Here is a 25,536-nt window from a genome sequence, read left to right as displayed (position 1 = left end):
CGAGATAAGTTTTATGCGGCGCAATCTGTTACCTATTTTGATGTCTTTGGTGCTACTTAGCCCTCTGGCAATTGATATTTACCTCCCTTCTATGCCCACTATGGCGGCAGAGTTCGCCGTGTCTGCCAGCGAAGTACAGTCCACCTTAGTACTGTTTTTATTTGCTATGGGTGTGGGACAGGTATTGATTGGCCCCTTGGCCGACCGTTATGGACGTCGCCCCGTGGCACTCTTTGGTGTGTTGCTCTATGGCGCGAGCAGTTTGCTCGCCGCTGCCGCGATTGAATTTCACTGGTTGCAACTTGCTCGCGTGCTGCAAGGGTTAGCGGCGTGTTCAACCTCGATTGTGGTCTTTAGTGCTGTGCGTGATTGTTATTCGCCGAAGGAAGGCGCCCGTATTTACAGTTACTTAAATGGTGCTATTTGCGTTATTCCTGCCTTGGCACCTACCCTTGGCGGACTATTAGCCATGCAATTTGGCTGGCGCTCGACCTTTGTGTTTATGACCCTATACGCGATTTTGATGATGTTATTGGTGGGCTATCGTTTACCCGAAACTCGTCCAGCCAATACCGTTAGCACAGGCCCATTGTACCGTTGGAGTCGTTATAAGCCGGTGCTGAGCAATACCCATTTCTTGTTTTATGCCTTTGCCTGTATGTCGGCGATGGCGGCAATTTTAAGTTATGTGTCTTACTCTCCCGTGTGGCTTATCGGCCATTTAGGGGTGTCTGAGTTAGCTTTTAGTGGTTTGTTCGGTTTGAACGCTGTAGTCAATATTGTGGCCTGTTTTGCCGCGCCAGTAGTGATCCGCAAATTAGGCAACCGTCCAACTGCAATCCTTGCCTTAGTGCTACTGGTGCTCTCGGCGGTATTGATTATCGCAACGCAAGCCTTCGGCCCGAGTGTAGGCATGGCAGCCGCCTTTGCCTTTATGCTACCTATGATGCTGTTGTGTATTGGTTTTGCGCTGTTATTAGGCCCAGCGACCAGTATGGCACTGTCTGCCTTTGGCGAGCGGGCGGGTACCGCGACGGCGATGTTAGGTTTTATTCAGATGAGTGGTGCGTCTGTGGTGGCTGGCCTTGTGCAGCAAACAAACCTGACCGCCCCCTATGCCGTGGCCTTAGTGATGGGAGTATTTTCTGTCGGATTACTTTCAATGATGGCGCTCAGCCGCTTCGACCACTGGCACCAAGAGCAATTAGCCGCAGAGCATTAATTCACCCTAAACGGCTAACCAAAAACACCCTTTGCCCGTAGCTTATTTGACCATAACTACGGGCATTTTTTATCGATAATTCAAGCTGCTATACTGGTGGATAAACGTTTTATAGAGATTTTGCTTTGAGTCGCCACTATTGTCCTATTTGCTGTTATCCGATGAATGCGTGCCTCTGCGCCCATGTGCAGCCGATACAGCCGCAAACGCAGCTAGTGATATTGCAACACCCCTCCGAAGTCGAGCATAAAAAGAATAGCGTCAAGGTGTTAAGTCTAGTGATACCCAACACCCAAGTGTATGTGGGGGAGACTGAAGCGGATTTTGCTTTATTGCGCGAACAATTCATGAATGGCGGACGCCCAGTCTATCTTGTTTATCCCTCTGAGCAGAGTGTGAGTGTTGAACAACAGAAGCTTTGCGCCGATTGTGTACTGTTGTTGATCGATGGCACCTGGCGCAAAGCCTTTAAAATCTTGCAGCTCAATCCATGGTTAGCTCAATTGCCGGCGGTGCACTTGGCCGAAGGTTATGCATCAAGATATAAGATCCGCAAATCGAGTCGCAGCGACAGTTTATCAACCTTAGAAGCGAGTGCTTATATGCTAAAAGCACTCGAGCCGGATTTAGATGTGTCGCCTCTATTGAATGCCTTCGATGCTATGGTGGAGATGCGCATTCGGGCGATGCCAGCTCAAGTAAGACTGCGTTATCAGGGCGGAGAATAAGTGTTTTTAAATTCTTACGTTTTTGAGACCCCGTACGAATTAAAATAGTTAAAATCTTATTCAGATCACGCTAACGTAACGTAAAACAAGGTTTAATAGCGGTGATTCATTTGCAGCGCAAATGATGAGATAGCTTTGCCAGCCAATTGCTTTGCAGGGGAGTGATTCCATTCTTAATGGTGTGCTGGCAGGGCTATCGAGCCAATGAGTCAATTCGTAAAAATCCACCCATAAACCAGTCAATTATCACCGAGTTGCAGCTCAACCTTAAGCGATACACCTTTCGGCTAAAAAGGCTTGGGTAAACTGCTCAACCGAACTGGGATAGCCAAACAAAAAGCCTTGTGCAAAACCTTGCCCCATATGGGTAATGATGTCTTTTTGCTGCTGTGTTTCAATGCCTTCTGCCACAAAGTGAATATCGAGAGCCTGTGCTAATTGCACTATGGCATGGCAAAGTTTTTGTCCCGAGGCATCATGTAAACGCAGAGCAAATTCAGCATCAATTTTGACACTGTCTATCGGTAAGGTTCCTAAGCGGCTGAGTGATGAGAGACCCGTACCAAAGTCGTCAATGGCGATGCCGACACCTAAGGCTTTGATGCGCTCAAGGGTTTGGCGCGCTAACTCGGGTTGACGTAACAGCGCTGACTCGGTGATTTCTAAAATCAGCGCTTCGGCGGGCAGAGCGACCATTTCTAGGGCGCTAATCACTTGGCCGACAAAATCCACATGCTCCAACTGTAAGGGCGATACGTTAACCGACACTTTAAAATCAGGCTGATAACTCGCGCGCCATATGGCGGCCTGCTTACAGGCTTGCTCCAGTGCCCATTGCCCAATGGTAATAATCAGCCCTGTTTCCTCGAGTAAAGGGACGAATTCGGCCGCTTCATAATGCTCGTTGGGGGATTTTTGCCAACGCAACAGCGCCTCGGCACCAATGGGCTTATTGGTGTGTAAATCCACAATTGCTTGATAGGCAAGATTGAACTGCTTGAGGCTATGTGCATGCCTTAGATTGTTGATAAGCTTTAATTTAAGCTCAGCTGCTTGGCTCATCGCCTTGTCATAAAAGACTAAGTGCGGCTGATTTTTCTTCGCGCTATACATGGCGGTATCGGCCAAGCTAATCAGCTGTCCCGCTTGATCGCTGTGGGTTGGGAACAGTGCGATACCAATACTGGTACCGAGGAAGAACTTTTGCCCTTCGATTTCAAATGGACTGTCGAACAGGCTCAGTATTTGCTCGGCAAATAATTGAATTTCTTCCTTACAGCTGCATTCCTGCAGCACTAAGGTAAATTCATCGCCCCCCATACGGGCGATATCGGCCTTCTCAATGCAGCCCGCTTCTAAACGCGCGGCCACCAGTTGTAACACCCTGTCCCCCATGGAATGACCAAAGCTGTCATTGATGTTCTTAAAACCATTGAGGTCTAAAAACATCAGTGCGCCGAGGGTGGAAGGATCATCCTTCAGTTTATCGAGGGCACTATTGAGTATTTGCTTGAGATGATAACGGTTCGGCAACCCCGTTAATGTGTCGTACATAGCGCGGGTGGTGAGCTGCGTTTCGAGCAGTTTTTTGGTGCTGATATCGCTGAAAATATTCACATGATACAGGGCATTATCATCGGTCTCGATTCGGCGACTGCTCTGCCATGCGGGAAAGTGGCTCCCGTCAGATCGCTGTTTAAGCGTCTCGCCATGCCAAAATCCCCGAAGTTTCATGGCGGCTTGGCAATCGGTTTCTTGCCCTGGAGGCAGGAGTTTAGCCTCTAAAAACTCAGGGGTTTTACCGATCAATTGCTCCGCACTGTAACCGCAGATACGGCACATAGCCTTGTTTACGGCCAATATGCGATTATCAGCATCGGTGATGTAAACGGCCTCGGCACTCTCCTCGAGTGTGGTCGCCATAATCTCCCGTGGGATATGGGCAAAGCCATCGGAGATCGACGGCCGAACTTGAGTTCGACGGTTGAGGGCTTGTAGCTCAACGAGCACTACGGCTTGTTGCTGTAAATAACAAGGGTAGAGTCTTACCTTGGTGGGGAGTTCTTTACCCTGTTGGCTCAGGTGGAGCCAACTAAATTCGACATGGTTCCCCGATGCCGCCTCAATAATCATTTCCCGTGCAAATTCAACGCTATTGCGTCCAGAGGATTGGATCCTAGGTGAAAAGTCATAGGGCGTGGTATTCACTAAGGCATCGTATTCGGTACCAAAGTAATCGAGGGTGGCGCTATTTGCGCTAATAAAACTAAAGCCTTGGATCAGGGCGAGGGGAGTCTGGTACGGATCGGCTTGCCAGCATGACAGCTTATCTTGCAATACAGGGTCATCTGTACTGAGTTTATTGAGCAAGTGTTGCCATCTGATCATTTAGGATACTCCCTTGTGACGCAAATTAAGGTCACATCCTATAGCTAGGTACTTCGTTTATAACGAAATTAATTCAAATAGTACATCATTCCAGCGAGGTTAAAATAAACCTAATCGAGGTTTTGCTCAAATAACAACTAAAAACTGACAGTCTAAGATAGCTGATTTTCAGCGTCTTACACGAAAATCATTCTAACTCACCACTGCAAAATACGGTTTTATGCTATGTTTTGCCCTGAATACCCAGTTTGCCGTGTCAATCAGCCGAGGAAGGACTCTAAGGAACATAGGATGCAAAAACTTATCCCCACCATCGCATTAAGTGTCGTTGTCGGCCTAGTATTACCTTCCGCGCACGCGGCTGATCAGTCGAAACCACGGCTGACCTTAGAGCAACGGGCCGATAAGGCGCGTATCGACTCGCAGCGTATCGAGCAGGCGCAGCTTGAAAAGGCACGTCGAGCCGCCCAAGAGACCTCGGCACGGGAAGAAAAAATCCGCCAACAGTCCAATCCGCAGGATTGGGAAGCCCAACAAAAGCTTAAGGCTCAAAAGCAGTTCGATGAAAGGGAAAGCCGCGAGCAAAAATATCTGCAAGAAGCCAAGGAAGCGGCCGCCAAAGAGCGTAAAATCCCCAAACCTTAGTTATTTTTACATTAAGGGCAATATTCACCGTTTGCCCTTTGATTCTGCTAGGAATTGCCGTTGAACACCTGCCCCCTTTGCCACAGTGCCAATTTAGTGGCTTACCACCAAGATAAACGCCGTCGTTACCAACAGTGCCAGCAGTGTGCCTTGGTGAGCGTGCCTGCCGAATTTTATCTGAGTCCTGCAGCCGAAAAGGCTGAATACGATAAGCACGAGAATCACCCGCAGGATCTCGGTTATCAGCAGTTTCTAGACCGAACCCTCGCCCCCTTGTTGAGCCGCTTTGCGCCAACGGCATTGGGGCTCGATTTTGGTTGTGGTGAGGGCAAAGCTTTGAGTCTACTGGCGCAAACGCGGGGTTATCGGGTCGAAAACTACGATCTCTATTACGCCAACCACCCCGAGTTACTCACGCGGCAATACGATTTCATTACCCTGACAGAGGTCATTGAGCATGTGAGCGATGCCGATGCGTTACTGACCTTATTAAACACCTTGCTCAAACCCAAGGGCATTTTGGCCGTGATGACGAAGCGAGTGCTCAATCCCACGGCCTTTAGCACTTGGCATTATAAAAATGATCCCACCCATATTAACTTTTACTCCGAAGCCACCTTTCAATGGCTCGCCGAGCATTACGGCTGGCAATTGGAAATCATCGACAAAGACGTCGTGTTTTTGCATCAAGCTAATTAACCTGAACTCAGGTTAACTAATGCGCTTGGGGCTTTTGTTGCCGCAGATAAGTTGGGATTTGTAAGTTTTCTAAATCAAACTTGGATGGTGCAGGCTCGGCGATGGATATTGCCTGACGCTTAATAAAATCATGCACATTGATATAGTTGTCATTGACTGCCTGGATAGGAGCTTGAATTTCCGGCGGCGCGAATCCAATCCCCGTTGCTATCACCATGATTTCGAGCTCCGATTCGAGGTTCGGGTCGAGAGTGAGCCCAATAATCACTAGGGCATCCCGCGGTAATTGCTCATGTACAGTTGCGCCGATTTGGTTGTATTGACTGAGCTCTATCGTGTCTTTTGCGACAACACTGACAATTGCCGCTTGTGCTTGATTGAGTTCAATATTATCGAGCAAAGGATGTTGCATGGCGCGTTTAACCGCCGAGATAAGATCCTCGTCGCCCTGAAGGCAGCTCACGCCCATTGCGGCGCGACCTTGGCGGCTGATAACGGAAATAAAGTCATTTAAATCAATATTGATAAGCCCAGCTTGGCTGATGGTATTGGCAAGCCCCAGTAATACATCCTGTAAAATTTTATTGCTCTCTTTGAATGCATTAAGCAGGGTCACTTTGGCGCCAAGCACCTCGGCAAGCTTATCGTTGGGGAGAACGATAACGGCATTGGCGCTCTCCAATAATTCCTGCAGTCCGGCTTCGGCATTGGTCTTTCTGTGCTGGCCCTCAAAGCTAAAAGGCATGGTCACAACGGCGATAACAGGTTTGGTTAACTCTCGAGCGAGCTTTGCCACCTGCGGTAGCGCGCCCGTACCTGTGCCGCCGCCTAATCCCGCGGTGAGAAACACGATATCGCTATGCTGCATTTGTTCAGTTAATGCCTGCGCCGACTCAATCGCTGCTGCGCAGCCGACATCGGGCTTGGCGCCTGCGCCTAAGCCTTTCGTCGTTTGTGGACCAATTTGAATGCGGTAATGGCTGCTGGTGGCGGCCATGGCTTGGGCATCGGTATTGACGGAAATTAATTCTACGCTGGATGGCAGATTGACTTGGCTGAGTTGATTAATGGTATTACAACCACAACCTCCGACGCCGAATACCGTTAATTTGGGCATGGCGCCAGTGGCGGTTTCATGAATTAGTTCAAACATAGCACTCTCACAGTTAGCAATGGTAAAGCAAGACTAACCTTGAGTTGCGACTCAGCTTGTCGCATCACTGCGATAAACGGTTTAACGGTATTTCGCCGCCATTTTTTGGCTGAGGGCGGCAAAGTGCTCCCGCAGTTTTACCGGTGCTAGCACCTCCACGGTATCGGCCATTTCCCACAATGCTGCGCGCAGTTTTGGGGTGTCAGTGACTTCTGCGACCACATAAAAGCGGCCATCCTCGCGTAATTGCATGGTCTGGTTATCGCTAAACTTGGCTTCGCGCATGATAAAACTCGCCTTATCGGAGAGCAGCAGTTCGAGACGCATCTTCTCGCCACGCGAGCCCTGTGCGGTTTTATTTATATCAAAATCGGCACTCTTAACCGCCGCGCTGGGCAATAGCTGCGCATTACGCAGTAAGCCTATCGGTTTGTGGTGGCGGCGCTTATCAAAGCTGCCAATGGTAAAAGCGAGTAGCGCCACCCCATCGCGAATTAAAATTCCTTGTGGATTTATAGGGTTGTAATGCAGCCAATGCATTTTGCCATTGATCCATTTTTTGATATCGCAGCGAATTTGTTTCTTATCCAAAATCGCTTGCTGTATGACCTCTAAGGACTGAGGTTGGTGCTGCGGCAGGATAAAGGGGTAAGGCTCGGGAAGCTGTGCGACTCGGCACGCCCAATAGAGCCAAGGGTTTTCGGGATCGCTAGCCAGCACCTGATCGGCCCTGTCGAAGTAGGGCTGTAGTTGTTGCAAGCTTTGTGGTGGCATCAACTGACTCGCACTGCGCTTTAAGGTGGTTAAAGCCAGCGCCATATGTTGGTCCATTAGCTCTAGGTTCAACCCGCGCCAGCAGGACTCAATCGACCAACCATAGGGCTTGTTTCTATCATCGAGGCGTAAGCCAAAGGTGCCCATTTCATACATGGCCTTTAAATCCCTTTGCACCGAACGCTTACTGATATCCTGCGTGCGGTTTGCCAGCCGCTCGACTAATTCGTTCACCGAGATTTTACGTGGCGCCCGCGGGATTAAGCTCAGTAGTGTCACTTGGCGTTGAAAGTTAGGCTGCATGATGAATTTTTCGATGTTTAGCGGAATAACATTATATTAATCAAAGGCTGCGACAAAAGCTGTCGCAGGTTTTGTATGGTGTGTGAAAATCTTTCAAAATCCCGACTGACTCACCTTATGCGAGTAATCGCATTGTCTCGGCTTTTGATTTCATAAGACCATCAACAATGGATTGTCGGCATATTTTGCAAGCCGCGTGATTTACACTGAGTGTAGTAAAACATTCACTGCGTAATGTCTCCTTACTATTAAATCTATTAACAATTTCTCAATGTCCGTGTAGTTTAGATAGCTTATAAAAACAACAATAGGTTATCGCTATGACTGTATCCTCGGTATCGCGCGCGTTATCAACATCCTCTGTAGCTACATCCTTTGCACCTTATTCCCGTTCACTCGGTGTGAGTCCATCCAAACTGACCAAGAGCTTACTCGCTTCCCTTGTCACCTTGAGCTTAATGGGCGCTGGGGTAAGCGCTGCTAATGCGGCGCAGCCCGACGCGGCCAAGTTAGCGGCGGGTGTGGAGCAAAAGGTGATCGACTGGCGCCGTGATTTGCACCAACATCCTGAGTTATCTAACCGCGAGTTTCGCACCAGCAAGATTATCGAAAAACATCTGAAATCCCTCGGATTAGAAGTACAGACGGGCATTGCCCATACTGGGGTTGTTGCTATCTTGAAAGGCGGAAAGTTAAAGGGCGGTAAACCCGGCCCCTTGATTGCGATTCGCGCGGATATGGATGCTTTGCCCGTGACCGAAGTAGTCGATGTGCCTTTTGCCTCTAAAGCGACAGATACCTATCGCGGTAAAACTGTTGGGGTGATGCATGCCTGTGGCCATGATACCCATGTGGCTATGTTGATGGGTGTGGCCGAAAATTTAGTGAAAGTGAAGGATAGTCTTGCCGGCGATGTGATGTTTATCTTTCAACCCGCCGAAGAAGGTGCGCCTGATGGCGAAGAAGGCGGCGCGGAATTAATGCTAAAACAAGGGCTGTTTGCCAAGCGTAAACCCGACCAAGTGTTTGGCATGCATGTAACTTCAAGTATGCCAAGCGGCATGATTGGTGTGCGTAGCGGCCCAGCCATGGCGAGTGAAGATTCCTTTATAATCAAAGTGAAAGGTCGCCAAACCCATGGTTCGCGCCCGTGGAATGGCGTCGACCCTATCGTCGCCGCGGCGCAAATTATTACCAATGTGCAAACCATTGTCAGTCGTCAGGTGGATATTACCAAAGCACCCGCCGTGGTGAGTTTTGGCGCAGTAAATGGCGGCATTCGCTCGAATATTATTCCCGATGAAGTGGAACTGATTGGCACCATCCGTACATTCGATCAACCTATGCGCGCCGATATTAAGGTGCGCTTGGCCGAAATCGCCGAGTTATCGGCAAAAACCTTAGGCGCCACCGCGACAACCGAAATCCATCAAGGTTATCCCGTGGTGGTGAACAATCCTGAATTGGTCGCCAGTATGCGCCCCGTGCTTGCCAGTGTGGTCGGCGATAATATGTTGATTGAGCCCGGATTAATCACAGGTGCCGAGGACTTTTCCTTCTATGCCCTAGAGTCTCCTGGGATGTTTTTCTTCCTAGGGGTAACACCAAAAGACACAGATCCTGAAACGGCGGCCAGTAACCATTCTCCCGCCTTCTATGTGGATGAAAGTGCGTTAAAAGTTGGTGTTGAGGCCATGACCAAGGTTGCCCTTACGGCACTTAAGGCGCAATAAACCGCTTAAGCCTTATTCCGTCAGCTTTTCGGTATAACTTGAGCTTACAAAAAATCGGCGCGGGAAGGCCTTCCTGCGCTTGATTTGCTAGGCAATTTGCCTTCATATGTGGATTTTTACAGCAAGGAGCGAACAAGATGAAGCGCACGCTATCGGCGCTGGTGTTGGCGATGGGGCTCTTTAATCCCTTGAGCCAAGCACAGGCCACAACGGCAGAAGACATCAAGAGTTTTACGCTAGCCAACGGCATGAAAATCATGGTGCTAGAGGACTCTTCTATTCCCAATGCCAACATGTATCTGTTTTGGAAAGTCGGTTCCCGCAACGAAGTCCCGGGGATTACCGGTATTTCACACTTTTTCGAACATATGATGTTTAACGGCTCGAAAAAATACGGCCCTAAGATGTTCGACCGTACCATGGAAGCCGCAGGCGGGGCTAACAATGCCTACACCACAGAGGATATGACGGTTTACACCGACTGGTTCCCAGCTAATGCGCTAGAAACCATGTTCGACCTCGAGGCTGACCGTATCGCCAACTTAGATATCAATCCCGATATGGTGGAAAGCGAGCGTGGCGTAGTACAGTCGGAGCGTTCGACTGGGCTTGAAAACTCCAACTGGAATACCCTCGAAGGCGAAGTTAAAGGCGTGGCCTTTTTAGCGCACCCTTACTCTTGGTCTGTGATTGGTCATGAGTCGGATATTGCCGCTTGGACTCTAGAAGATTTAGTGCAATACCATAAAACCTACTATGCGCCGAACAATGCGGTCGTAGTGATTGCCGGTGATGTAAAGCTGGCTCAAGTTAAGGCATTGGCGGATAAGTATTTTGCGCCCATTCCTGCGCAAACGCCGCCTAGGGCCGTGCGTACCGTCGAGCCTTTGCAAAAGGGTGAGCGCCGTACTTTCGTTCAAAAAGCCTCGGTCAGTACACCTAACGTGATGTTGGCGTACCATGTGCCAGCGGCGACCCATGCCGATTATTATGCCTTGGATCTGCTCAGCTCTATCCTAAGCCAAGGTAATAGCTCGCGTTTATATCAAGCGCTGGTAGATAAGCAAGTCGCGCTCGAAGCCGAGACTTATATGCCGATGTCGGTCGATCCTAACCTGTTCTATGTGATGGGCGTAGCCACGCCTGAAGTGAATGCTAACACCTTAGAGCGCGCGCTGATCGAACAAATTAATAGCATTGCGACCAATGGCGTGACCCAGCAAGAGCTAGATAAAGTCAAAAATATCAAGTTGATGGACTTTTATCGTGCGATGGAAACCATCAATGGTAAGGCCAACACCATAGGCACCTATGAAATGTATTTTGGTAGCTACGATAAATTATTTAATGCGCCAGAGGCCTATAACAAGGTAACGCCTGCGGATATCCAACGTGTTGCCCAAACCTATTTACGCAAATCGAATCGCACTGTTGCGGTATTGGCGGCAAACGAGGAGTCGGATCAATGAAATTCTCCTTTGTTAAATCATCCTTTATAAAATCATCTCTGCAGCCGACTAAGTTAATGGTCGCATTAGCCCTAGGCGCTAGCTTAGCCTTATCCGGCTGTGCCTCCACCACGGCACCAAAACGCGTCGATACCGGCAGCTTTGCCATGCCAAGTTACGACAAGTTAGTGCTAGATAACGGCCTAACCGTGTATTTAATGCCACAGCGCGAAGTGCCGTTAATCACCCTAAACGCGGTCGTGCGTGCTGGGGCGGTAAACGACACCACAGCGGGTATCGCTCAAATGACCGCCGAGGGTTTACTCCTTGGTGCGGCGGGTAAATCCAAGGCCGAGATTGAGCAGCAAGTGGATTTTCTCGGCGCTAGCTTAGGGGCCGAAGCCGACAAAGAAGGCAGTTATCTGGCCGCCGATTTTATGGCGAAAGATACCGATGTGATGCTCGGCCTATTCAGCGCCGCGCTATTAAGCCCAGACTTTGATTCGGCCGAGTTCGACAAGCTTAAGCAGCGCGCCATTGCGGGTTTACAGCAGGATAAAGAAAGCCCGCGCGCCGTGATTGGTCGCTACTTCGATAAACTGGTGTTCGGTGCCCATCCTTACGGTAATGCCTCATCGGGTAATCGCGAGTCACTTGAGCAAGTCACAGTGTCGCAGCTGCGCGCCTTCCATAAAAGCTACTATCAACCTGCCAATACCGCATTAACAGTGGTGGGGGATTTTGATGTGGCGGCGATGAAGGCCAAGCTAACCCAGACTTTTGGTCAGTGGAAAGGCAGCGAAAAACTCGTTCAGCCCGACTTAAACCAAGGTTTGCCAAAGTTAACTGAGGCCAAAGTGCTGCTGGTGGATAAGCCAGATGCGATGGAAACCACCTTTGTTATCGGTGGTTTAGGCATTAGCCGTGATAACCCTGACTATGTGGGGCTAACGGTCGTGAACACCATTTTAGGTGGCCGTTTTACCTCTTGGCTGAACGATGAACTGCGGGTGAATGCGGGGCTAACCTACGGTGCTCGCTCCGGTTTTAGTCCTTATACCGACTCGGGCGTGTTTACCATTAGCACCTTCACTAAGACGGAAACCACTCAAGAAGCGATTGATTTAGCGCTGAAAACCTATGCTCGCTTATGGGAGAAAGGTGTCGACCAAGCGACTCTTGATTCGGCTAAGGCCTATGTTAAAGGTCAGTTCCCGCCTAAGTTTGAAACCTCGGGCCAATTGGCTGGACTCCTATCTGGCATGTATCTCTACGGCTTCGATGATAAGTTTATCAATGAGTTCCAAGCCAAAGTGGATGGCTTAACCTTAGAAGAAACCCAAAGGTTAGTGAAAACTTACTTCCCACAAAAAGACCTGCAGTTTGTGCTGATTGGCAACGCCAGCAAGATAGCACCTATCGCGGCCAAGTATGGCCAAGTGCAAACCGTGGATATTAATGCGGTGGGTTTCGGTCAATAACCACTGGCGTTAGTCTATTTCGCCCAATAAAAAGGTCTGCTTAGTGCAGACCTTTTGTTTTTCTTTTCTAGGTGTTATTGCGCACCGGGCTTAGCGTAATGGGTCATCCAATCCTTCACTTGGTTATACCAATAGATGGAGTTGTTGGGTTTCATGATCCAATGGTTTTCATCGGGGAAATAAATCATCCGCGATTCGACATTACGGGTTTGCAGGGTGCGGAACAGCTCAAAACCTTGGCCGACGGGCACACGGTAATCGAGTTGTCCATGGCTGACTAAGGTTGGGGTGTTAAAGTTGGCGGCAAAGTAATGGGGCGAAATGGCTTTATACAGCTCAGGATTATCCCAGTAGTTACCAAAGCGAGTGCTGTGGACGGCAAAGTCCGCCGACATTTGGGAGTACATGTCGTACACCGCTGCGTGGATCAGCAGCGCCTTGAAGGGATGCGGCTGACCTAAAATAATCGAGGTTAAGTAGCCGCCATAGCTGGCGCCGCCGGCGACCATACGATCGCTATCGATCCAACTTTGTTGCTTAAACCAGTCTGCGGCTTTGAGTACATCTTCGAGGGATTTGTTTTTCCAATCTGGGTTAATAGCATCGGCAAACTCTTGTCCGAAGCCGCTAGAGCCGTGGAAGTTTGGCCAGGCGGTGACATAACCCCAAGAGGCGAAGGTTTGTGCGTTCCAGCGGAAGTGGAAGCCATCGCTAATGGCGTTGTGTGGGCCACCGTGGATCAACATAAACAGCGGGTACTTTTTGCTGCGATCGAAGCCGGGTGGATAGTGCACCCACATTTGAATGTCTTGGCCCTGGTAACCCTTGTAGGTGACCGACTCATAGGTGCCTAAATCGACATCCTTTAAAATCTCGTCGTTAAACTGCTCTAAACGCTCGGTTTTACCATTGCGAGGGTTGATGCTGACTAAACGCGCGGGATACAAGAAGCTTTGATTGGTCGCAATCAACTGGCCATCTTTAGCGATAGCTGGCTGGCTAAAGTCGGTGGCTTGAGTGATGGCCTTGGCCTTACCGCTCTTGGCATCGATATGATAAATACGGTTTGTCGCCGCATCATCAATGCTGGCATAGAAGCCCTTGCTGTCGGGTGTCCACTCGAATTGAGACACTGAGCGATCCCAATCCGCGGTGAGCGTGGTGAGTTTGCGACTGTTCACATCCAGCAGCATCAACCTTGCGGTATCGGCATAAAATCCGGGGATTTTTTGGCGAGTAAAGGCGAGGGTTTTGCCATTAGGGCTAAATGTTGGGTTCAGGTCCGGCGCTGGGTTATCTGGAGTGATATTTTCAGCCTTGCTGCCGCCAATGGTGGCGAGGAACAAGTCTAACTTAGGGTCGACGCGATTATCCGAACCATAGGCGCTGAAGGCTATTAAGCGTTCATCAGGGGAAATATCATAACTTGAGCTGCTTTGGCTTGAGCGTGGCAGTTCATGGCCTAACGGCTGAGTCACGGCTTCAACCGCGCCGCCTGTGGCTGGGATCCTAAATACATGGGCCTGACGGCGCTCATCTAACCAATGATCGAACTGCGAATAGGGCAGCGCATTCCACTGGCGGGCGGAGACTTTATTGTCTTTATCAGTCTTAAGCTGGGCCTTCATTTGCTCCCAATTCTGCTCAGGAAAGATATTGCTGATAAAATACAAATGCTTGCCAATCCACTTGATGCCATTGACGCCGGTGGGTATATCCGTGAGCTTGCTGGCTTCACCCGGGCCGTCCATAGGTAACAGGTAAATTTGGCCCGCGTCATCATCGTTACGTTCGCTGATAAAGGCCAAGGTTTTGCCGTCTGGCGAGAATACTGGCTCGCTGACTTTTAAGCCTTTGGCGGTAATCGCACGGTTATTTTTACCTTCACCGTCGAAGCGCCACAGTTGGGTTGAACCTTTGTCTTCCTTAAGGTCGTATTCAGTCACAGGCGCAATAATGTGCTCGCCCGTGGAGGACACCACTGGGCTACCTATGCGTTTGAGTTGCCAAAGTAATTCGACTGAGAGTGGTTTGCTGGCTTCTGCAAATGCCGTACTGAGGGGCATTAGCAGACTCAGCAGTATAATTCCTGCCTTCTTCACTAGATGTCTCCTTATCATTCAGAGTGTTATCGTTATTTTTCCCATTAAACCCCAAAGTATAAAAACCGAGCATGAAATCAAGCTGAGTCTGTGAAGGTTGAGACGGACTTTTATGTAAGTAACTGTAACCACAGGCCTCATTTTGATGACTAGGTATGACATGCACGGCGCAAACTGTCGTAGCGTATTTGTGGCTAAGGTGTTTTAACGCTAATGTATTGGGAGATTGAAATAGGACTCGAATATGGCGTTAATCATCCCGCAAAAACTGGGCAAGCTATTGATAAAAAATGTATTGATACTCGCCTTGGGCAGCTTAGCTATCTTTCCTGCGCAAGCCGCTAAGATCAGTTTTAAAGCCTTTTGCCCACAAATGGTGGGGCAGTGGCAGGGCAATGCCGCGAAGGTGGGGGAAATCCCGAAGCAAGTCATAGTCAACGGCTTTTGCTCCCATGATCAGCGCCAGTTGATCCTCTCCGTAAGTGTCGGTACACGCGCTCCCTACAGCGAGACATGGTGGTTTCGGGAGCAGGGCGAGCAAGTACTGTTAACCTACTACGACGGTGTCTCACAGGAAAAGCAGCAACTCTTTAGTTTATATCAACAAAATGGCGATTATTCCCTGCTGGGCGAGGGAGTCGTGAATGCGCGCGCCGCCTTAATCCAACTGTTATTTGAAGCTAAATCGCCCCAGGGCGCATGGCAGTGGACACAAAATATCCAATATTTAGACGATGATATCGACCGCTATCAGCTCTTTCGTGGGATAGAGATGGCGCCTTTCGCACCATCTCATTAAGCCAACTCATTGATACCAGAATGGGCAGTTTTGATCATGTAGTACAACCTTGGCTGGATACCCATAAAATTCACTTCTGAGCGTAGGAGTGACATTCAAAGACAAGTATTTTTAGTTAGTACTTGTTATAAATAATTTTCAGCTTTTCCTTAAGCTCTTTGGCTGGCCGACTTCTGTTGAGCACAAAAATACTAATAAGCAAACTCGGGACATACAAAAATAGAACGGCCCCTGCGAATGCGTTTTTAGCTTCAGGAGATATTGCTACGATAACTAATGTTACTGATAACAAAATACAACACCACACCATCCTAGAGATGAACCCCTCTACAGTGCGAATGATCTTTGAACTACGTGAATAACAATATAGAGAAAAGCAAAAAATACTCAAAAGTATTAATGCCTTATCTATATTTCCTTGAATAAGACAATAAAGAATAAAACCTGGCATCAATACTGGTATGAAAGTGATTAAGATATAATTTCTCTCAAACGCTCGATTACTCAAATAATACCTCGATGGAAATTAAATCTAGCCACCCATTTTAAATCAATAACATAATGCACTTTAGGTTTGCCTACAACTTGTCCGAGTTAAAATGGCTTAAACAAGAACCATAAATCGCCGCATGGACAGCATCGGGGTAATAAATTGCGCTAGTTCCATCTAAAATGGGGGATTTCAAACGAGGTATATCGTCCCATAGGATTGGGAGCTGCTGAGATAAGACTACTTTAGGAGTGATGTAAGCCGTTGTCAGTTGCAGTGAAATTGCTGGTAGCTTGTCACAAAGTGTGGTCATCGAGCCTAGCGGGACAACTCTGTTAAATAAAACCGCATTGTGTCAGTGGGAAACAATGACAATTCATCCAACATACCTGACGGCAAAATTACTGGCTTTCAGGCCGAATTGAGTTAAAGCGATCTTTCGGAAGCTAAATCTTGCCACCCATTTTAAATCAACAACATAATGCACTTTCCGTTTACCTACAACTTGTAAAAGTTAATGTTGTTTAAAAAAGAACCATCACAGTCGCAGGGACAACATCTAGGGCAATAAATTACGCTAATTCCTTTAAAAATGGGGTATTTCAGACGAGATAAGTCATCCCTTAGTGCTTGGGATGTGTTCTGGATGGGGCATTTGAAGTGATATAAGCCGTTGTCAATTGCAGTGAAAGTGCTGACAGCTTGCCGCAAAATGCCGTCGTCGCTTTTCTAAGTGTTCGCAGTAATCGGTTAGTGCTTGCAGTGTGCCCACGGGACCATGAAATAACTTGCCAAATTCGGTTGTCAGTTTGAGCCAATTATCATGGGGGATATTTAATCTGTTCAGTATCTTGGCGCTACTTTCACTGATGTATCCACGTTTATCATTGCGAATAATTCGGCCAGTATCATCGACTAATTCGAGATAATCCGTTAATGAAAACGCAATGCCATTGGGTTGATTGTCGCACTCGCTACCAATAAAAGGCAGGAGATTGCTTGGCTGCTCACCTTTTAATGCGGCCCGAATACGCAGTTGAATACTGGTATGGTCGGATTGTTCTGGTGTATCAGCAAGTTGCGCTCGAATCGGATTCAAATCAACATAGGCCATACAGGCTAACACCGCGGCTTCATCGAGTAGGGCTTGGGATTTAAACCGACCTTCCCAGAACCTGCCTGTGCAGTTATCTTCTTGATTTGCTTGCCTTGCAATCGGTTCGTTGAGGCAGCGCATAAACCATGAAATATCACACAAACGACTGCGATAAATGGCAATTGAATGCTTTAATCGGTTGACCTCATGAGCTTCAACCAATTCACCTTTGGCGAACTTTTGTGTTAATTCATCGCCTTTAAACAACTTATGCCATTGCTCTAGTACTTCGCAGTCAGTCCAACGATTGGCAGTCTCGATATCTACCCGCAACACCACATGCAGATGATTCGACATCACAGCAAACGCGGCCACATCAATAGCAAAAACCGCTTCAAGTTCAAACAATAATGCCCCTACCCAAGCGCGGCGATGGTCATAGTTTTTACCCGAATAGGTATCATCGCCACATAAAAATGCACGCCGCACCACGCGACTACAGCAATGGTAATAGGGCGTGTCTTCAAGACTTATCTGAGTTCTGCGAGGGCGCGGCATACAAACCTCCTTGTTCAATGCTTAACCAAAGCATAGTCGGAGGTTAACTAACGCGCTATTAACGTTGGGTGTCCAACTTTAAACATTCTTACTTATTAAATTGCGCCTTCAAACCCGAGCTGACGCCAGGCTTCGTAGCTGATAATCGCCACGGCATTGGAGAGGTTGAGGCTGCGACTGGTGGCTGCCATCGGAATGCGTAATCGCTGCTCGGTCGGGATCGACTCGATAATTGGCATAGGTAGACCGCGGGTTTCAGGGCCAAATAACAGTACGTCATCCTTAGCAAAACTGAGTTCAGTGTGAGGGCGGCTGCCCTTAGTGGTACAGGCCATAATGCGTTTGCCTGCCATGGCTTCGAGGAAGGCATCGAAGTTTTTATGGCGAGTCACATTGGTTAAATCGGCATAGTCTAGGCCCGCGCGGCGCAGTTTTTTCTCTTCAAAATCAAACCCTAGTGGCTCAATTAGATGCAGTTGGCTACCGTTGTTTGCGCAAAGGCGAATGATATTACCCGTGTTGGGTGCGATTTCTGGCTCATAGAGTGCGATATGGAACATGCTTGCCCGCCTATAAAAAATGACGCCCGATTATACGGCAAACAAGCCTTAAGCGCAGCTCTGCGTGCGCATATCTAAAGCAGTATAAACGCCAGTCCATTTTTCTTTTCTCCCTATTAACCTTATCTCAGCACTTGCCTGTTTTATTCTCTCAAAGTAATATATCTCAACATCAAGATACTTTTTAAGAAGTCATTATGCCGTTTGTGATTGCGTTACTCGCCCCTGTGTTTTGGGGGACCACCTATGCATTGGTGAGTCTTTACTTACAGGATATGTCGCCCTACTGGGTGGCGGTTTGGCGCGCGCTGCCTGCGGGCATTTTGCTGCTGATGCTGCGCCCACGTTTGCCGACACTGGCATGGTCCAAATTAAGCTTGCTGGCGTTTTGTAATATTGGCGCCTTCTTTGCGCTGCTGTTTATTGGCGCCTATCGGCTACCGGGTGCCGTCGCGGGCACGCTGGGGGCGACATTGCCATTAATCTTTTTGATCCTCGCTTGGCTGATCGATAAAAAACGCCCGGGGATGAAGTGGCTACTGCTTGGTTTAATGGGCCTCGGTGGCGTGATTTTATTGCTTAATCCCTCGGCGGATCTCGACCCGATTGGTGTCCTGTGTATGCTGAGTGCGACGACTCTGATTGCCTTTTCTTCCTGCTGGATGCAGCGCTGGGATGTGGGCGACTTTTTAGTGCTCACCGCTTGGCAATTACTCTTGGGGGGATTGATGTTGATCCCGCTGGCGTGGTTTATGGCGGGGCCGCCACAGATCCCGAGTATGGATGTGGTTCCCTCATTAATCTGGTTGGTTACCGCCAATACCGCAGTGGCTTATTGGGCTTGGCTCTGGTCAATGCGAAATTTAGGACCAGAAATCATGGGGATGGTGGCTTTAGTCAATCCCGTGGTTGCCGTATCATTAGGCGTATTGATTGTGGGTGAAGCCTTAGATATGCGCCAGTGGGCAGGGATTTTAGTGATTTTACTGTCGCTACTGCTGATGAAGTTGCCGCAAAAATTGAGGTGGAATCCCTTAAAAGCGAGGGGTTAGATGCTAAAACACTTAGACTTAAACTTACTGCCCGTACTGGAAATTCTCCTCGAGGAGCAGAGTGTCACGGCTGCGGCGGCGCGGCTGCATTTAAGTCAGTCGGCGGTGAGCAAGCAATTGACCCGCCTGCGCGAAGTGTTTGATGATCCCTTATTCGAGCGCACCGCCTACGGCCTCAAGCCGACGCCCAAGGCGCTGTCGCTGGCGCCCGACTTGCGCCAATGTTTACAGCAATTAGCGCAATTTACTCGGCCAGACAGTTTTGAACCCGCCTTAAGTCAGCGCCAGTTTCGAATGCATCTGGTCGAAACGACCTACTCGCTGACCTTCCCACACTTTATGCCTTCGCTCTTAGCGCAGGCGCCCGGTGTGAGCATTAATTGCCAAACCTGGCGGCTGGATACCATGGACAGACTGCTGCGCTGCGATATCGATCTTGCCATAGGTTGCCGCGAATGGGATGAACGTTCGCCCATGCATGTAAACCATATTCCGGATGATATCCATTATGTTGAATTGGTTCAGGATTACACAGTTTGCCTGATGCGCCGTGACCATCCTGCACTTTCGCAGGAATGGGATCTCGATACCTTTTTAAGCTATCGCCAGTTACAGGTCGCCTTTGGTGGCTTGGAATATTGGTTGTTAGACGATGTGCTGCAAATCCAAGGGCGTAAACGGGATATTGCGGTCAATATGACCGACTTTCTGAGTGCGCTGGCCCTGTGTGAGCAGAGCGATTTGATTCTCTGCGCTCCTTCCCGTTATGCCTTAGCGATGATGAAGTCGTTTGATCTTAAGTATTTACCCTCGCCAATTAAACTGATCCCCGGTGCCTATCTGCTGATGTGGCATAAGCATTTCGAGCACGATCTCAGCCATAAATGGCTGCGGGAACTGATTATTAACAAAGTCAGCGCCTCGCTCCCTAACTGATATCTGCCCCAGTGTTTAGCCAAGCCTGCAGCTTGGGCAAAATCGCCTGTCCATCGGCCAGCCCTTGGCGATATACGGCGGTCACTTTATCGATATTGCGGTCAAGTCGCGAGAGGTTAAGTGGCGCAGCGGGGCGGATCACAAAGGTATCGCCGCTGACAACACTCTGGGTGAGTTCCTCGAGGGATTGGTTATAACGTTGATGGCGTACTTTGAGCGCGGCGGCCACTGCCGGATAAGCTTGATAACGCTTGCGCGCTAACCAGTTGAACTTCATCGGCGATTTTCGATAGTTTGCGTCCTGAGTCAGGATCACCACCTGCCGCTTATAGCCCTCTTGCTGCGCCTTCGCTACCGGAATGGGCGCGGCGATACCGCCGTCGAGGTAGGTTTGCTGGTTTATCCGATAGGGATTGGCCATAAAAGGCAGGCTAGAGGAGGCGATAAGCACGTCGAGCAATTTGTCGTGCTCTTGAAAATCGGCCATGCCAAAGTAATCAGTTTGTCCTGTCTGGCAGTTAAATGCCCCGACCTTAAACTCGGTTCCACTGGTTAAAAAGGTTTTAAAATCAAAAGGCAGTAACTCATAGGCCATGCGCTTATAGGTAAAGTCGGTGTTGACATAATTACCCGTGGCTAACCAGTGGCGTAGCCCCATGTAGCGCTTATCCCGCAGATATTGCTGCTGAATTTGTAAATTGCGGCCAAATTGGCGTGAAACATAAGAAGCGGGATAAATCGCCCCCGCCGAGACACCAATCACATAGGGGAAGTGCAATTGTTGCTGTAAAAAGGCATCTAACACGCCGGCGGTATAGATTGCCCTCAGGCCGCCGCCCTCTAACACTAAGGCCACATCTTGCATTGAGTTACTACTGTTTAATCGAATGGATAGAACAGCATACTCTAACTCACCTGATAAATGAAACGCGTGTCTACAAGGGTTAGGCGGGTATGGCTAATCTTGGCGTGTGCACGCAGGCGCTGGGTTGAGTCAGTAATGCTGGGTTCGGACTAAAATCCATCTGGCTAAAATATTGGCTGAGCGCCGCTATGGCCTCTTTCACTTTGGCGGGCTGTTTATCCCGCGCGGAGGTCACGCTGTAAACACTGTAGGTGCGTAGCGACCAGTCGGGCAAAAGTGTCACCAATTGGCCAGATGCAAGATATTGATGGACTTCGGGCTCTGGCAATACGGCATAACCTAATCCATCGAGGGTGAGTTGGATAAGCGTCTGCATATTGTTGACGTTGATGCGCTGGGCAGGGAGTTCTATTCGCTCTTGAGTCTGTGAATGGGTTAAAAACTCGGGCTTAGCATAGCTGTGGCTAATACGGTTGAACCCTTGTAACTCGTCAGGATGCTGTAGGTGTTGATGCTGAGGAATATAGTTAGGGGCGACGCACAACAACATGCGCCAATCCGCCAAGGGGCGAGCGATAAGGTTCGAATCCGATAGAGGGCCGATGCAAATTGCCAGATCGATTCCTTCGTTAACTATATCGATTGGGCCGTCCTGTAACTGCAGATTGAGGCTGATCTGCGGATGAGCCGCCAATAAATGCGCTAATGGCTGGCTGAGTAAACCACCGCCAAAACCGACTGGCGCGGCGATTTTAAGCTCCCCCGAAGGTGTGCCCTTTAATGCGTGTAGCTGATGTTCGGCGCTTTCTACTATTTTTATGATTTTAATGCAGTTTTCATAAAATAATGTACCCGCCTCTGTGAGTGTCAGGTGGCGGGTATTACGGTGAAACAGACTAATTCCCATATCCATTTCAAGCTTTGCGACTTGCTGGCTCACCGCCGATGAACTCAGATTAAGCTGCGTTGCCGCAGCACTCATCGAGCCTTTTTCCGCGATGGCGGCAAACACGATCATGCCCTTGACCATATTTCTATTCATTCTTAAGCAACTCTTACAAGTGATTACTCAAAGTCTAACTTGAGCCGATTGTAACATAGGGATACATTGCCGTATTGAAAATTATTATCATTTACAAAGGGTCAAGGGAGATTTGTTGGTTATGTTGTTACGTCGTAAAAAGATCCTCGCACAGCTGGTATCTACAGCTTTATTGCTACCAGCCACTCAGGCTTTGGCGGATACCGCCCCCGAGCAAGACAAAATGATGGAAAGGATTGTCGTCACCGCATCGGGCTTTGAGCAGCAAGTACGTGACGCGCCTGCATCGATTAGCGTGATTACCCGTGAGGATCTCGATACACGTTTTTACCGTGACTTAACCGACGCCATGTTAGAAGTCCCCGGCGTGGTGGTAACTGGTGGTGCCGACCGTCGGGATATTAGTCTGCGGGGGATGGGCAGCCAATACACGCTGATCCTCGTCGATGGTAAGCGTCAGTCTTCCCGCGAGACCCGCACCAACAGCGATGGTCCTGGTGTTGAAGGCGCTTGGACGCCGCCGCTCGCCGCAATCGATAGGATTGAAATTGTCCGCGGCCCTATGTCATCCCTTTATGGTTCGGATGCTATCGGTGGGGTGATCAACATCATCACCCGTAAAGTGCCCAATGAGTGGCAGGGGGAACTGCGCCTCGACACCACGCTGCAGGAGAAGTCGGACTCGGGTAATGTGTATCAGGGCAACTTTTTTGTGAACGGTGGCTTGATTAAAGACCTGCTCGGCGTGCAGTTATATGGCCAATATACCCAGCGTGAAGAAGATAATATCTACGGCGGTTACCGAGGTCGCGATGCGGATAATCTCACTGCCAGATTTGCCCTCACACCTAACCAAGACCATGACATCATGTTGGAAGTCGGCATCGCCAACCAAGAGTTGGATAGCACCTTAGGGAAAACCGTTGCACCATTAGCGCCAGGAGCCAGTTGTGGCCGCAGCGGTTGCCCTGCATCGTCGACAACCGAATATGAAAACAGCACCATTTCGCTATCGCATACCGGGCGTTGGGACTTTGGTACCTCGGATACTTATATCAAGCACGAAGTGTATGATAACAAGTCCCGCAAGATGAAAATCAAGAATACCGATGCTCAAACCAGCCTGATCGCTACCTTAGGTGAAAGCCATACCGCTACGTTCGGCGCGGCTTTCAATAAGCAAGATCTCACCGATGAAACAGGCAATCAGGTCAGCGAGTTAACCGATATTAGTCGCCGCCAATGGTCGGTGTTCTCAGAGGATGAATGGCGTATCGTCGATAATTTTGCCTTAACCTTAGGCCTGCGTTTAGACGATGATGAAAACTTTGGCGACCACCTCAGCCCACGGATTTACGGGGTATGGGGGCTGACCGAGCACACTACCTTAAAGGGCGGTGTGTCGACGGGCTTTAGGGCGCCTAGCCTGAGGCAAACCGTACCCGATTGGGGGCAGGTGAGCCGAGGCGGCAATATGTACGGTAACCCCGATTTACAACCCGAAACCTCAGTGAACTATGAGCTAGGGATTTACACCGATCTTACCGATTCCATCACCACCAGTGCTGGCGTGTTTTATAACGAGTTTGAGGACAAGATCACCCGTGTCGCTTGTCCTGCGACTCAATGTACCGATGGGCCGAATCAGTTTGGTTCTGACCCAACCACCTATGTGAATATCGATGAGGCGGTCACCCAAGGGGTTGAGTTCAGTATCGACTATAAAATCTTGAGTAACTTAGCATTAACGGGCAACTACACTTATACCGACTCGGAGCAGAAGACGGGTGCCTATAAAGGTAGTCCATTGAATCAGTTACCTAAACATCTGGTGCAATTGTCGGTTAACTATGAGCCGATAGATAAGTTAAGCACTTGGCTGCGGGTCAACTACCGTGGCGAAGAGAGCCAACCAACCACAGGGCCTTCTTCAAGCAGCTTAATTGCGCCTTCCTATACGCTGTTAGATTTAGGGGCGAACTATCGCGTTAATGACAGCATTAAGTTCAGCGCGGGCATCTATAACGCCTTCGATAAGGACATCACGGAAGAAGAATACGGTTATATCGAAGACGGCCGTCGTTACTGGTTAGGTATGACCTATAGCTTTTAATCGCCTTTTAAAATTAGTCGCTTAATACAAAAGCCAGCATTTAGCTGGCTTTTTCGATTATTCATAATCCGGTTTACGGATAAATAGGATGCTGAGATCCTGTGTTGGGGTGAATTGTTTTTGCTGAAACTCAAAGGTGAGTGGGTCGATTTTTTTAAGCTCGCCATCAAAACACAAGCTAATGAGATCTGTGGGCTGGGATTTTTTCAGCGTCAGTTTGAAGTCCTTAATCGCCCCTTGCCAGTTATTAGCCGTCACCAATATATAGCTAAGATGGCTCCACTCGACGCCAATCTCCTGATCTTCACCGTCTTGTTTAACGATAAGGTTTCGCTTACGAATGCCTTGCTTGGCGCTTTCATCTAAACAGGCAAGTTCAGTGTAAGTATCGATAATACTGCTGGCGGTATCGGGCACGCCCGTTGAGAGGCTCGGGGTGTAACTGTGGCTGATGGCAACGGTTTTTCCTGCGGGAAAGGTTTGCTGCCACACAAAGTAGTCACTCAGGGTAAAGGCGATTTGTTGGTCCTCATCCAACCATTCCTTGGGGAGCATGGGTTTACCTTTGGGAACTTCGCCGTACTCGGCAAAATAGGCGACTTCCTCTACGCCCCAGCCGAGATTTTTAAGCTCTAGTGAAATATCCGTCTTATCGGCAAGTTGGGCGACGAGCCTGTGCTGAGTTGGCTGGGTTTTGCCATTCACTTTGAGGGTGAAGTTATCGATACTGCTGTGATCTGCGGAGCCAAAAAACATCGGCGGCATGGGGAAGGCAATGGGGACGATAAGATCCTGCGAACTGGTGTTGGTAAACAGATAATCGACCCTAACTTCGGCCTCGCTGATAAAGAGCGACTCCTTGTCCATACTGATATGCGGCTGATATTTAAGGGTGATAGAGCCATTAGCATCACCAAAACTGCTGTCATTGGCGAAGGCTGCCGTGCTCATCAGCGCGAGTAAACCGCCCATTAGGGCGCGAATATGGATTGACATAAACATCTCAAAAGATAGCAATAAAGGATTAGGCGCGGCGGGCAAGCGCAATGGCTGCGGCGATGGCGTTGCGAGCCTGTGGGCTGTTTTTCCAACAAGTGGTGCGTAACATGCTGGCGACGAGGTTGGCGATATCCTCGACCTCATGCTCGGCTAACTGCTCGAGTGAGTTAATGCCGATTTCTTCAAAGCGTTTAATGACAGTCGGGCCAACGCCTTTAACGGCGAGTAGTGCTTGTTTTTCTTGCTCATTAAAACCCATAACGAATACTCCTTTATTACTGGGTGACAGACTCATGCGTGAGTGGTGGCAAGCGTAGCCTGAAATGGCGCTAACAAAAAGGCCCATCATG

General features: G+C 49.0%; 21 protein-coding genes. 11 read left to right on the top strand and 10 right to left on the bottom strand.

The genetic code is table 11. The features are described 5' to 3' along the window. Window positions 1–13 precede the first annotated feature (13 nt). Window positions 14–1,222 carry a multidrug effflux MFS transporter gene (locus N5E87_RS20115; protein ID WP_086903546.1) on the top strand — a complete coding sequence of 403 codons (1,209 nt, stop codon included), beginning with the start codon at window positions 14–16 and terminating at the stop codon, window positions 1,220–1,222. A 125-nt stretch (window positions 1,223–1,347) separates the two neighbouring features. Beyond that, a complete protein-coding gene (locus N5E87_RS20110; protein ID WP_086903547.1) occupies window positions 1,348–1,950 on the top strand; it encodes a tRNA-uridine aminocarboxypropyltransferase in 603 nt (200 codons plus the stop codon). Between the two features lie 267 nt (window positions 1,951–2,217). On the opposite strand, the gene N5E87_RS20105 is transcribed toward N5E87_RS20110, so the two are convergent. Then, window positions 2,218–4,338: an EAL domain-containing protein gene (locus N5E87_RS20105; protein WP_086903548.1), complete on the bottom strand. Its 2,121-nt coding sequence runs from the start codon at window positions 4,336–4,338 to the stop codon at window positions 2,218–2,220. A gap of 291 nt (window positions 4,339–4,629) precedes the next feature. Here N5E87_RS20105 and N5E87_RS20100 point away from each other — a divergent pair, with 291 nt between their 5' ends. Both N5E87_RS20100 and N5E87_RS20095 read left to right on the top strand, forming a co-directional pair. Next, window positions 4,630–4,983, top strand: coding sequence for a hypothetical protein (locus N5E87_RS20100; protein ID WP_086903549.1), 354 nt, complete (start codon window positions 4,630–4,632; stop codon window positions 4,981–4,983). A gap of 60 nt (window positions 4,984–5,043) precedes the next feature. Next, entirely contained in the window at window positions 5,044–5,682 is a 639-nt protein-coding gene (locus N5E87_RS20095) for a class I SAM-dependent methyltransferase (RefSeq protein ID WP_086903550.1), read from the top strand. Window positions 5,683–5,698: 16 nt separating this feature from the next. Here the strand turns inward: N5E87_RS20095 and ftsZ are convergent, their stop codons facing one another. Continuing rightward, entirely contained in the window at window positions 5,699–6,835 is a 1,137-nt protein-coding gene (gene ftsZ / locus N5E87_RS20090) for a cell division protein FtsZ (protein ID WP_086903551.1), read from the bottom strand. Between the two features lie 81 nt (window positions 6,836–6,916). Beyond that, complete coding sequence (locus N5E87_RS20085) at window positions 6,917–7,912, bottom strand: WYL domain-containing protein (protein ID WP_086903552.1); 996 nt, start codon at window positions 7,910–7,912, stop codon at window positions 6,917–6,919. Between the two features lie 320 nt (window positions 7,913–8,232). On the opposite strand from N5E87_RS20085, the gene N5E87_RS20080 reads away from it, so the two are divergent. The 3 genes from N5E87_RS20080 (at window position 8,233) to N5E87_RS20070 (ending at window position 12,574) form a co-directional block, all read left to right on the top strand. Beyond that, window positions 8,233–9,645, top strand: coding sequence for an amidohydrolase (locus N5E87_RS20080; RefSeq protein WP_086903553.1), 1,413 nt, complete (start codon window positions 8,233–8,235; stop codon window positions 9,643–9,645). Between the two features lie 137 nt (window positions 9,646–9,782). After that, window positions 9,783–11,114, top strand: coding sequence for a pitrilysin family protein (locus N5E87_RS20075; RefSeq protein WP_086903554.1), 1,332 nt, complete (start codon window positions 9,783–9,785; stop codon window positions 11,112–11,114). Further along, window positions 11,111–12,574: a pitrilysin family protein gene (locus tag N5E87_RS20070; protein ID WP_086903555.1), complete on the top strand. Its 1,464-nt coding sequence runs from the start codon at window positions 11,111–11,113 to the stop codon at window positions 12,572–12,574. The genes N5E87_RS20075 and N5E87_RS20070 overlap by 4 nt, the downstream gene beginning before the upstream one ends. A 74-nt stretch (window positions 12,575–12,648) precedes the next feature. Here N5E87_RS20070 and N5E87_RS20065 read toward each other — a convergent pair whose 3' ends face one another. Next, a complete protein-coding gene (locus N5E87_RS20065; RefSeq protein ID WP_086903556.1) occupies window positions 12,649–14,676 on the bottom strand; it encodes a S9 family peptidase in 2,028 nt (675 codons plus the stop codon). 244 nt (window positions 14,677–14,920) lie between these two features. Here N5E87_RS20065 and N5E87_RS20060 point away from each other — a divergent pair, with 244 nt between their 5' ends. Further along, the gene (locus tag N5E87_RS20060) at window positions 14,921–15,475 is read left to right on the top strand and encodes a hypothetical protein (protein ID WP_086903557.1); all 555 of its coding nucleotides are present in this window, start codon (window positions 14,921–14,923) and stop codon (window positions 15,473–15,475) included. Between the two features lie 1,166 nt (window positions 15,476–16,641). On the opposite strand, the gene N5E87_RS20055 is transcribed toward N5E87_RS20060, so the two are convergent. Further along, window positions 16,642–17,619 carry a transposase gene (locus tag N5E87_RS20055; protein ID WP_086903558.1) on the bottom strand — a complete coding sequence of 326 codons (978 nt, stop codon included), beginning with the start codon at window positions 17,617–17,619 and terminating at the stop codon, window positions 16,642–16,644. Window positions 17,620–17,714: 95 nt separating this feature from the next. Beyond that, window positions 17,715–18,179 (bottom strand): tRNA (uridine(34)/cytosine(34)/5-carboxymethylaminomethyluridine(34)-2'-O)-methyltransferase TrmL, encoded by a 465-nt coding sequence (trmL, locus tag N5E87_RS20050; protein WP_011624457.1) that lies wholly within the window; start codon window positions 18,177–18,179, stop codon window positions 17,715–17,717. Window positions 18,180–18,376: 197 nt separating this feature from the next. On the opposite strand from trmL, the gene N5E87_RS20045 reads away from it, so the two are divergent. Further along, window positions 18,377–19,231, top strand: coding sequence for an EamA family transporter (locus N5E87_RS20045; protein WP_086903559.1), 855 nt, complete (start codon window positions 18,377–18,379; stop codon window positions 19,229–19,231). Continuing rightward, window positions 19,232–20,167 (top strand): LysR family transcriptional regulator, encoded by a 936-nt coding sequence (locus N5E87_RS20040; protein ID WP_086903560.1) that lies wholly within the window; start codon window positions 19,232–19,234, stop codon window positions 20,165–20,167. Here N5E87_RS20040 and N5E87_RS20035 read toward each other — a convergent pair. Beyond that, complete coding sequence (locus N5E87_RS20035) at window positions 20,160–21,032, bottom strand: patatin family protein (RefSeq protein ID WP_086903561.1); 873 nt, start codon at window positions 21,030–21,032, stop codon at window positions 20,160–20,162. The two genes, N5E87_RS20040 and N5E87_RS20035, sit on opposite strands and share 8 nt — an antisense overlap. 79 nt (window positions 21,033–21,111) lie before the next feature. After that, window positions 21,112–22,074: a LysR family transcriptional regulator gene (locus tag N5E87_RS20030; RefSeq protein WP_086903562.1), complete on the bottom strand. Its 963-nt coding sequence runs from the start codon at window positions 22,072–22,074 to the stop codon at window positions 21,112–21,114. A 121-nt stretch (window positions 22,075–22,195) separates the two neighbouring features. Between N5E87_RS20030 and N5E87_RS20025 the strand changes: the two genes are divergently transcribed. Beyond that, window positions 22,196–24,187: a ligand-gated channel protein gene (locus N5E87_RS20025; RefSeq protein WP_086903563.1), complete on the top strand. Its 1,992-nt coding sequence runs from the start codon at window positions 22,196–22,198 to the stop codon at window positions 24,185–24,187. Window positions 24,188–24,244: 57 nt separating this feature from the next. Here the strand turns inward: N5E87_RS20025 and N5E87_RS20020 are convergent, their stop codons facing one another. After that, complete coding sequence (locus tag N5E87_RS20020; protein WP_279775795.1) at window positions 24,245–25,183, bottom strand: DUF4424 domain-containing protein; 939 nt, start codon at window positions 25,181–25,183, stop codon at window positions 24,245–24,247. A gap of 28 nt (window positions 25,184–25,211) precedes the next feature. Beyond that, window positions 25,212–25,445 carry a helix-hairpin-helix domain-containing protein gene (locus tag N5E87_RS20015; RefSeq protein ID WP_279775794.1) on the bottom strand — a complete coding sequence of 78 codons (234 nt, stop codon included), beginning with the start codon at window positions 25,443–25,445 and terminating at the stop codon, window positions 25,212–25,214. Window positions 25,446–25,536 lie beyond the last annotated feature (91 nt).

The sequence above is a fragment of the Shewanella sp. GD03713 genome, assembly GCF_029843705.1.
Lineage (GTDB): Bacteria > Pseudomonadota > Gammaproteobacteria > Enterobacterales > Shewanellaceae > Shewanella.
Note: the sequence above shows the minus strand (reverse complement) of the source record. Positions and strands in the feature narration are given on the sequence as shown.

Bases quoted from the DNA above. Each gene is read 5' to 3' on its own strand.
- N5E87_RS20115 (WP_086903546.1), top strand. From the start codon at position 14: ATGCGGCGCAATCTGTTACCTATTTTGATGTCTTTGGTGCTACTTAGC.
- N5E87_RS20105 (WP_086903548.1), bottom strand. From the start codon at position 4,338: ATGATCAGATGGCAACACTTGCTCAATAAACTCAGTACAGATGACCCT.
- N5E87_RS20100 (WP_086903549.1), top strand. From the start codon at position 4,630: ATGCAAAAACTTATCCCCACCATCGCATTAAGTGTCGTTGTCGGCCTA.
- ftsZ (WP_086903551.1), bottom strand. From the start codon at position 6,835: ATGTTTGAACTAATTCATGAAACCGCCACTGGCGCCATGCCCAAATTA.
- N5E87_RS20085 (WP_086903552.1), bottom strand. From the start codon at position 7,912: ATGCAGCCTAACTTTCAACGCCAAGTGACACTACTGAGCTTAATCCCG.
- N5E87_RS20080 (WP_086903553.1), top strand. From the start codon at position 8,233: ATGACTGTATCCTCGGTATCGCGCGCGTTATCAACATCCTCTGTAGCT.
- N5E87_RS20075 (WP_086903554.1), top strand. From the start codon at position 9,783: ATGAAGCGCACGCTATCGGCGCTGGTGTTGGCGATGGGGCTCTTTAAT.
- N5E87_RS20070 (WP_086903555.1), top strand. From the start codon at position 11,111: ATGAAATTCTCCTTTGTTAAATCATCCTTTATAAAATCATCTCTGCAG.
- N5E87_RS20060 (WP_086903557.1), top strand. From the start codon at position 14,921: ATGGCGTTAATCATCCCGCAAAAACTGGGCAAGCTATTGATAAAAAAT.
- N5E87_RS20055 (WP_086903558.1), bottom strand. From the start codon at position 17,619: ATGCCGCGCCCTCGCAGAACTCAGATAAGTCTTGAAGACACGCCCTAT.
- trmL (WP_011624457.1), bottom strand. From the start codon at position 18,179: ATGTTCCATATCGCACTCTATGAGCCAGAAATCGCACCCAACACGGGT.
- N5E87_RS20045 (WP_086903559.1), top strand. From the start codon at position 18,377: ATGCCGTTTGTGATTGCGTTACTCGCCCCTGTGTTTTGGGGGACCACC.
- N5E87_RS20040 (WP_086903560.1), top strand. From the start codon at position 19,232: ATGCTAAAACACTTAGACTTAAACTTACTGCCCGTACTGGAAATTCTC.
- N5E87_RS20035 (WP_086903561.1), bottom strand. From the start codon at position 21,032: ATGCAAGATGTGGCCTTAGTGTTAGAGGGCGGCGGCCTGAGGGCAATC.
- N5E87_RS20030 (WP_086903562.1), bottom strand. From the start codon at position 22,074: ATGAATAGAAATATGGTCAAGGGCATGATCGTGTTTGCCGCCATCGCG.
- N5E87_RS20025 (WP_086903563.1), top strand. From the start codon at position 22,196: ATGTTGTTACGTCGTAAAAAGATCCTCGCACAGCTGGTATCTACAGCT.
- N5E87_RS20020 (WP_279775795.1), bottom strand. From the start codon at position 25,183: ATGTCAATCCATATTCGCGCCCTAATGGGCGGTTTACTCGCGCTGATG.
- N5E87_RS20015 (WP_279775794.1), bottom strand. From the start codon at position 25,445: ATGGGTTTTAATGAGCAAGAAAAACAAGCACTACTCGCCGTTAAAGGC.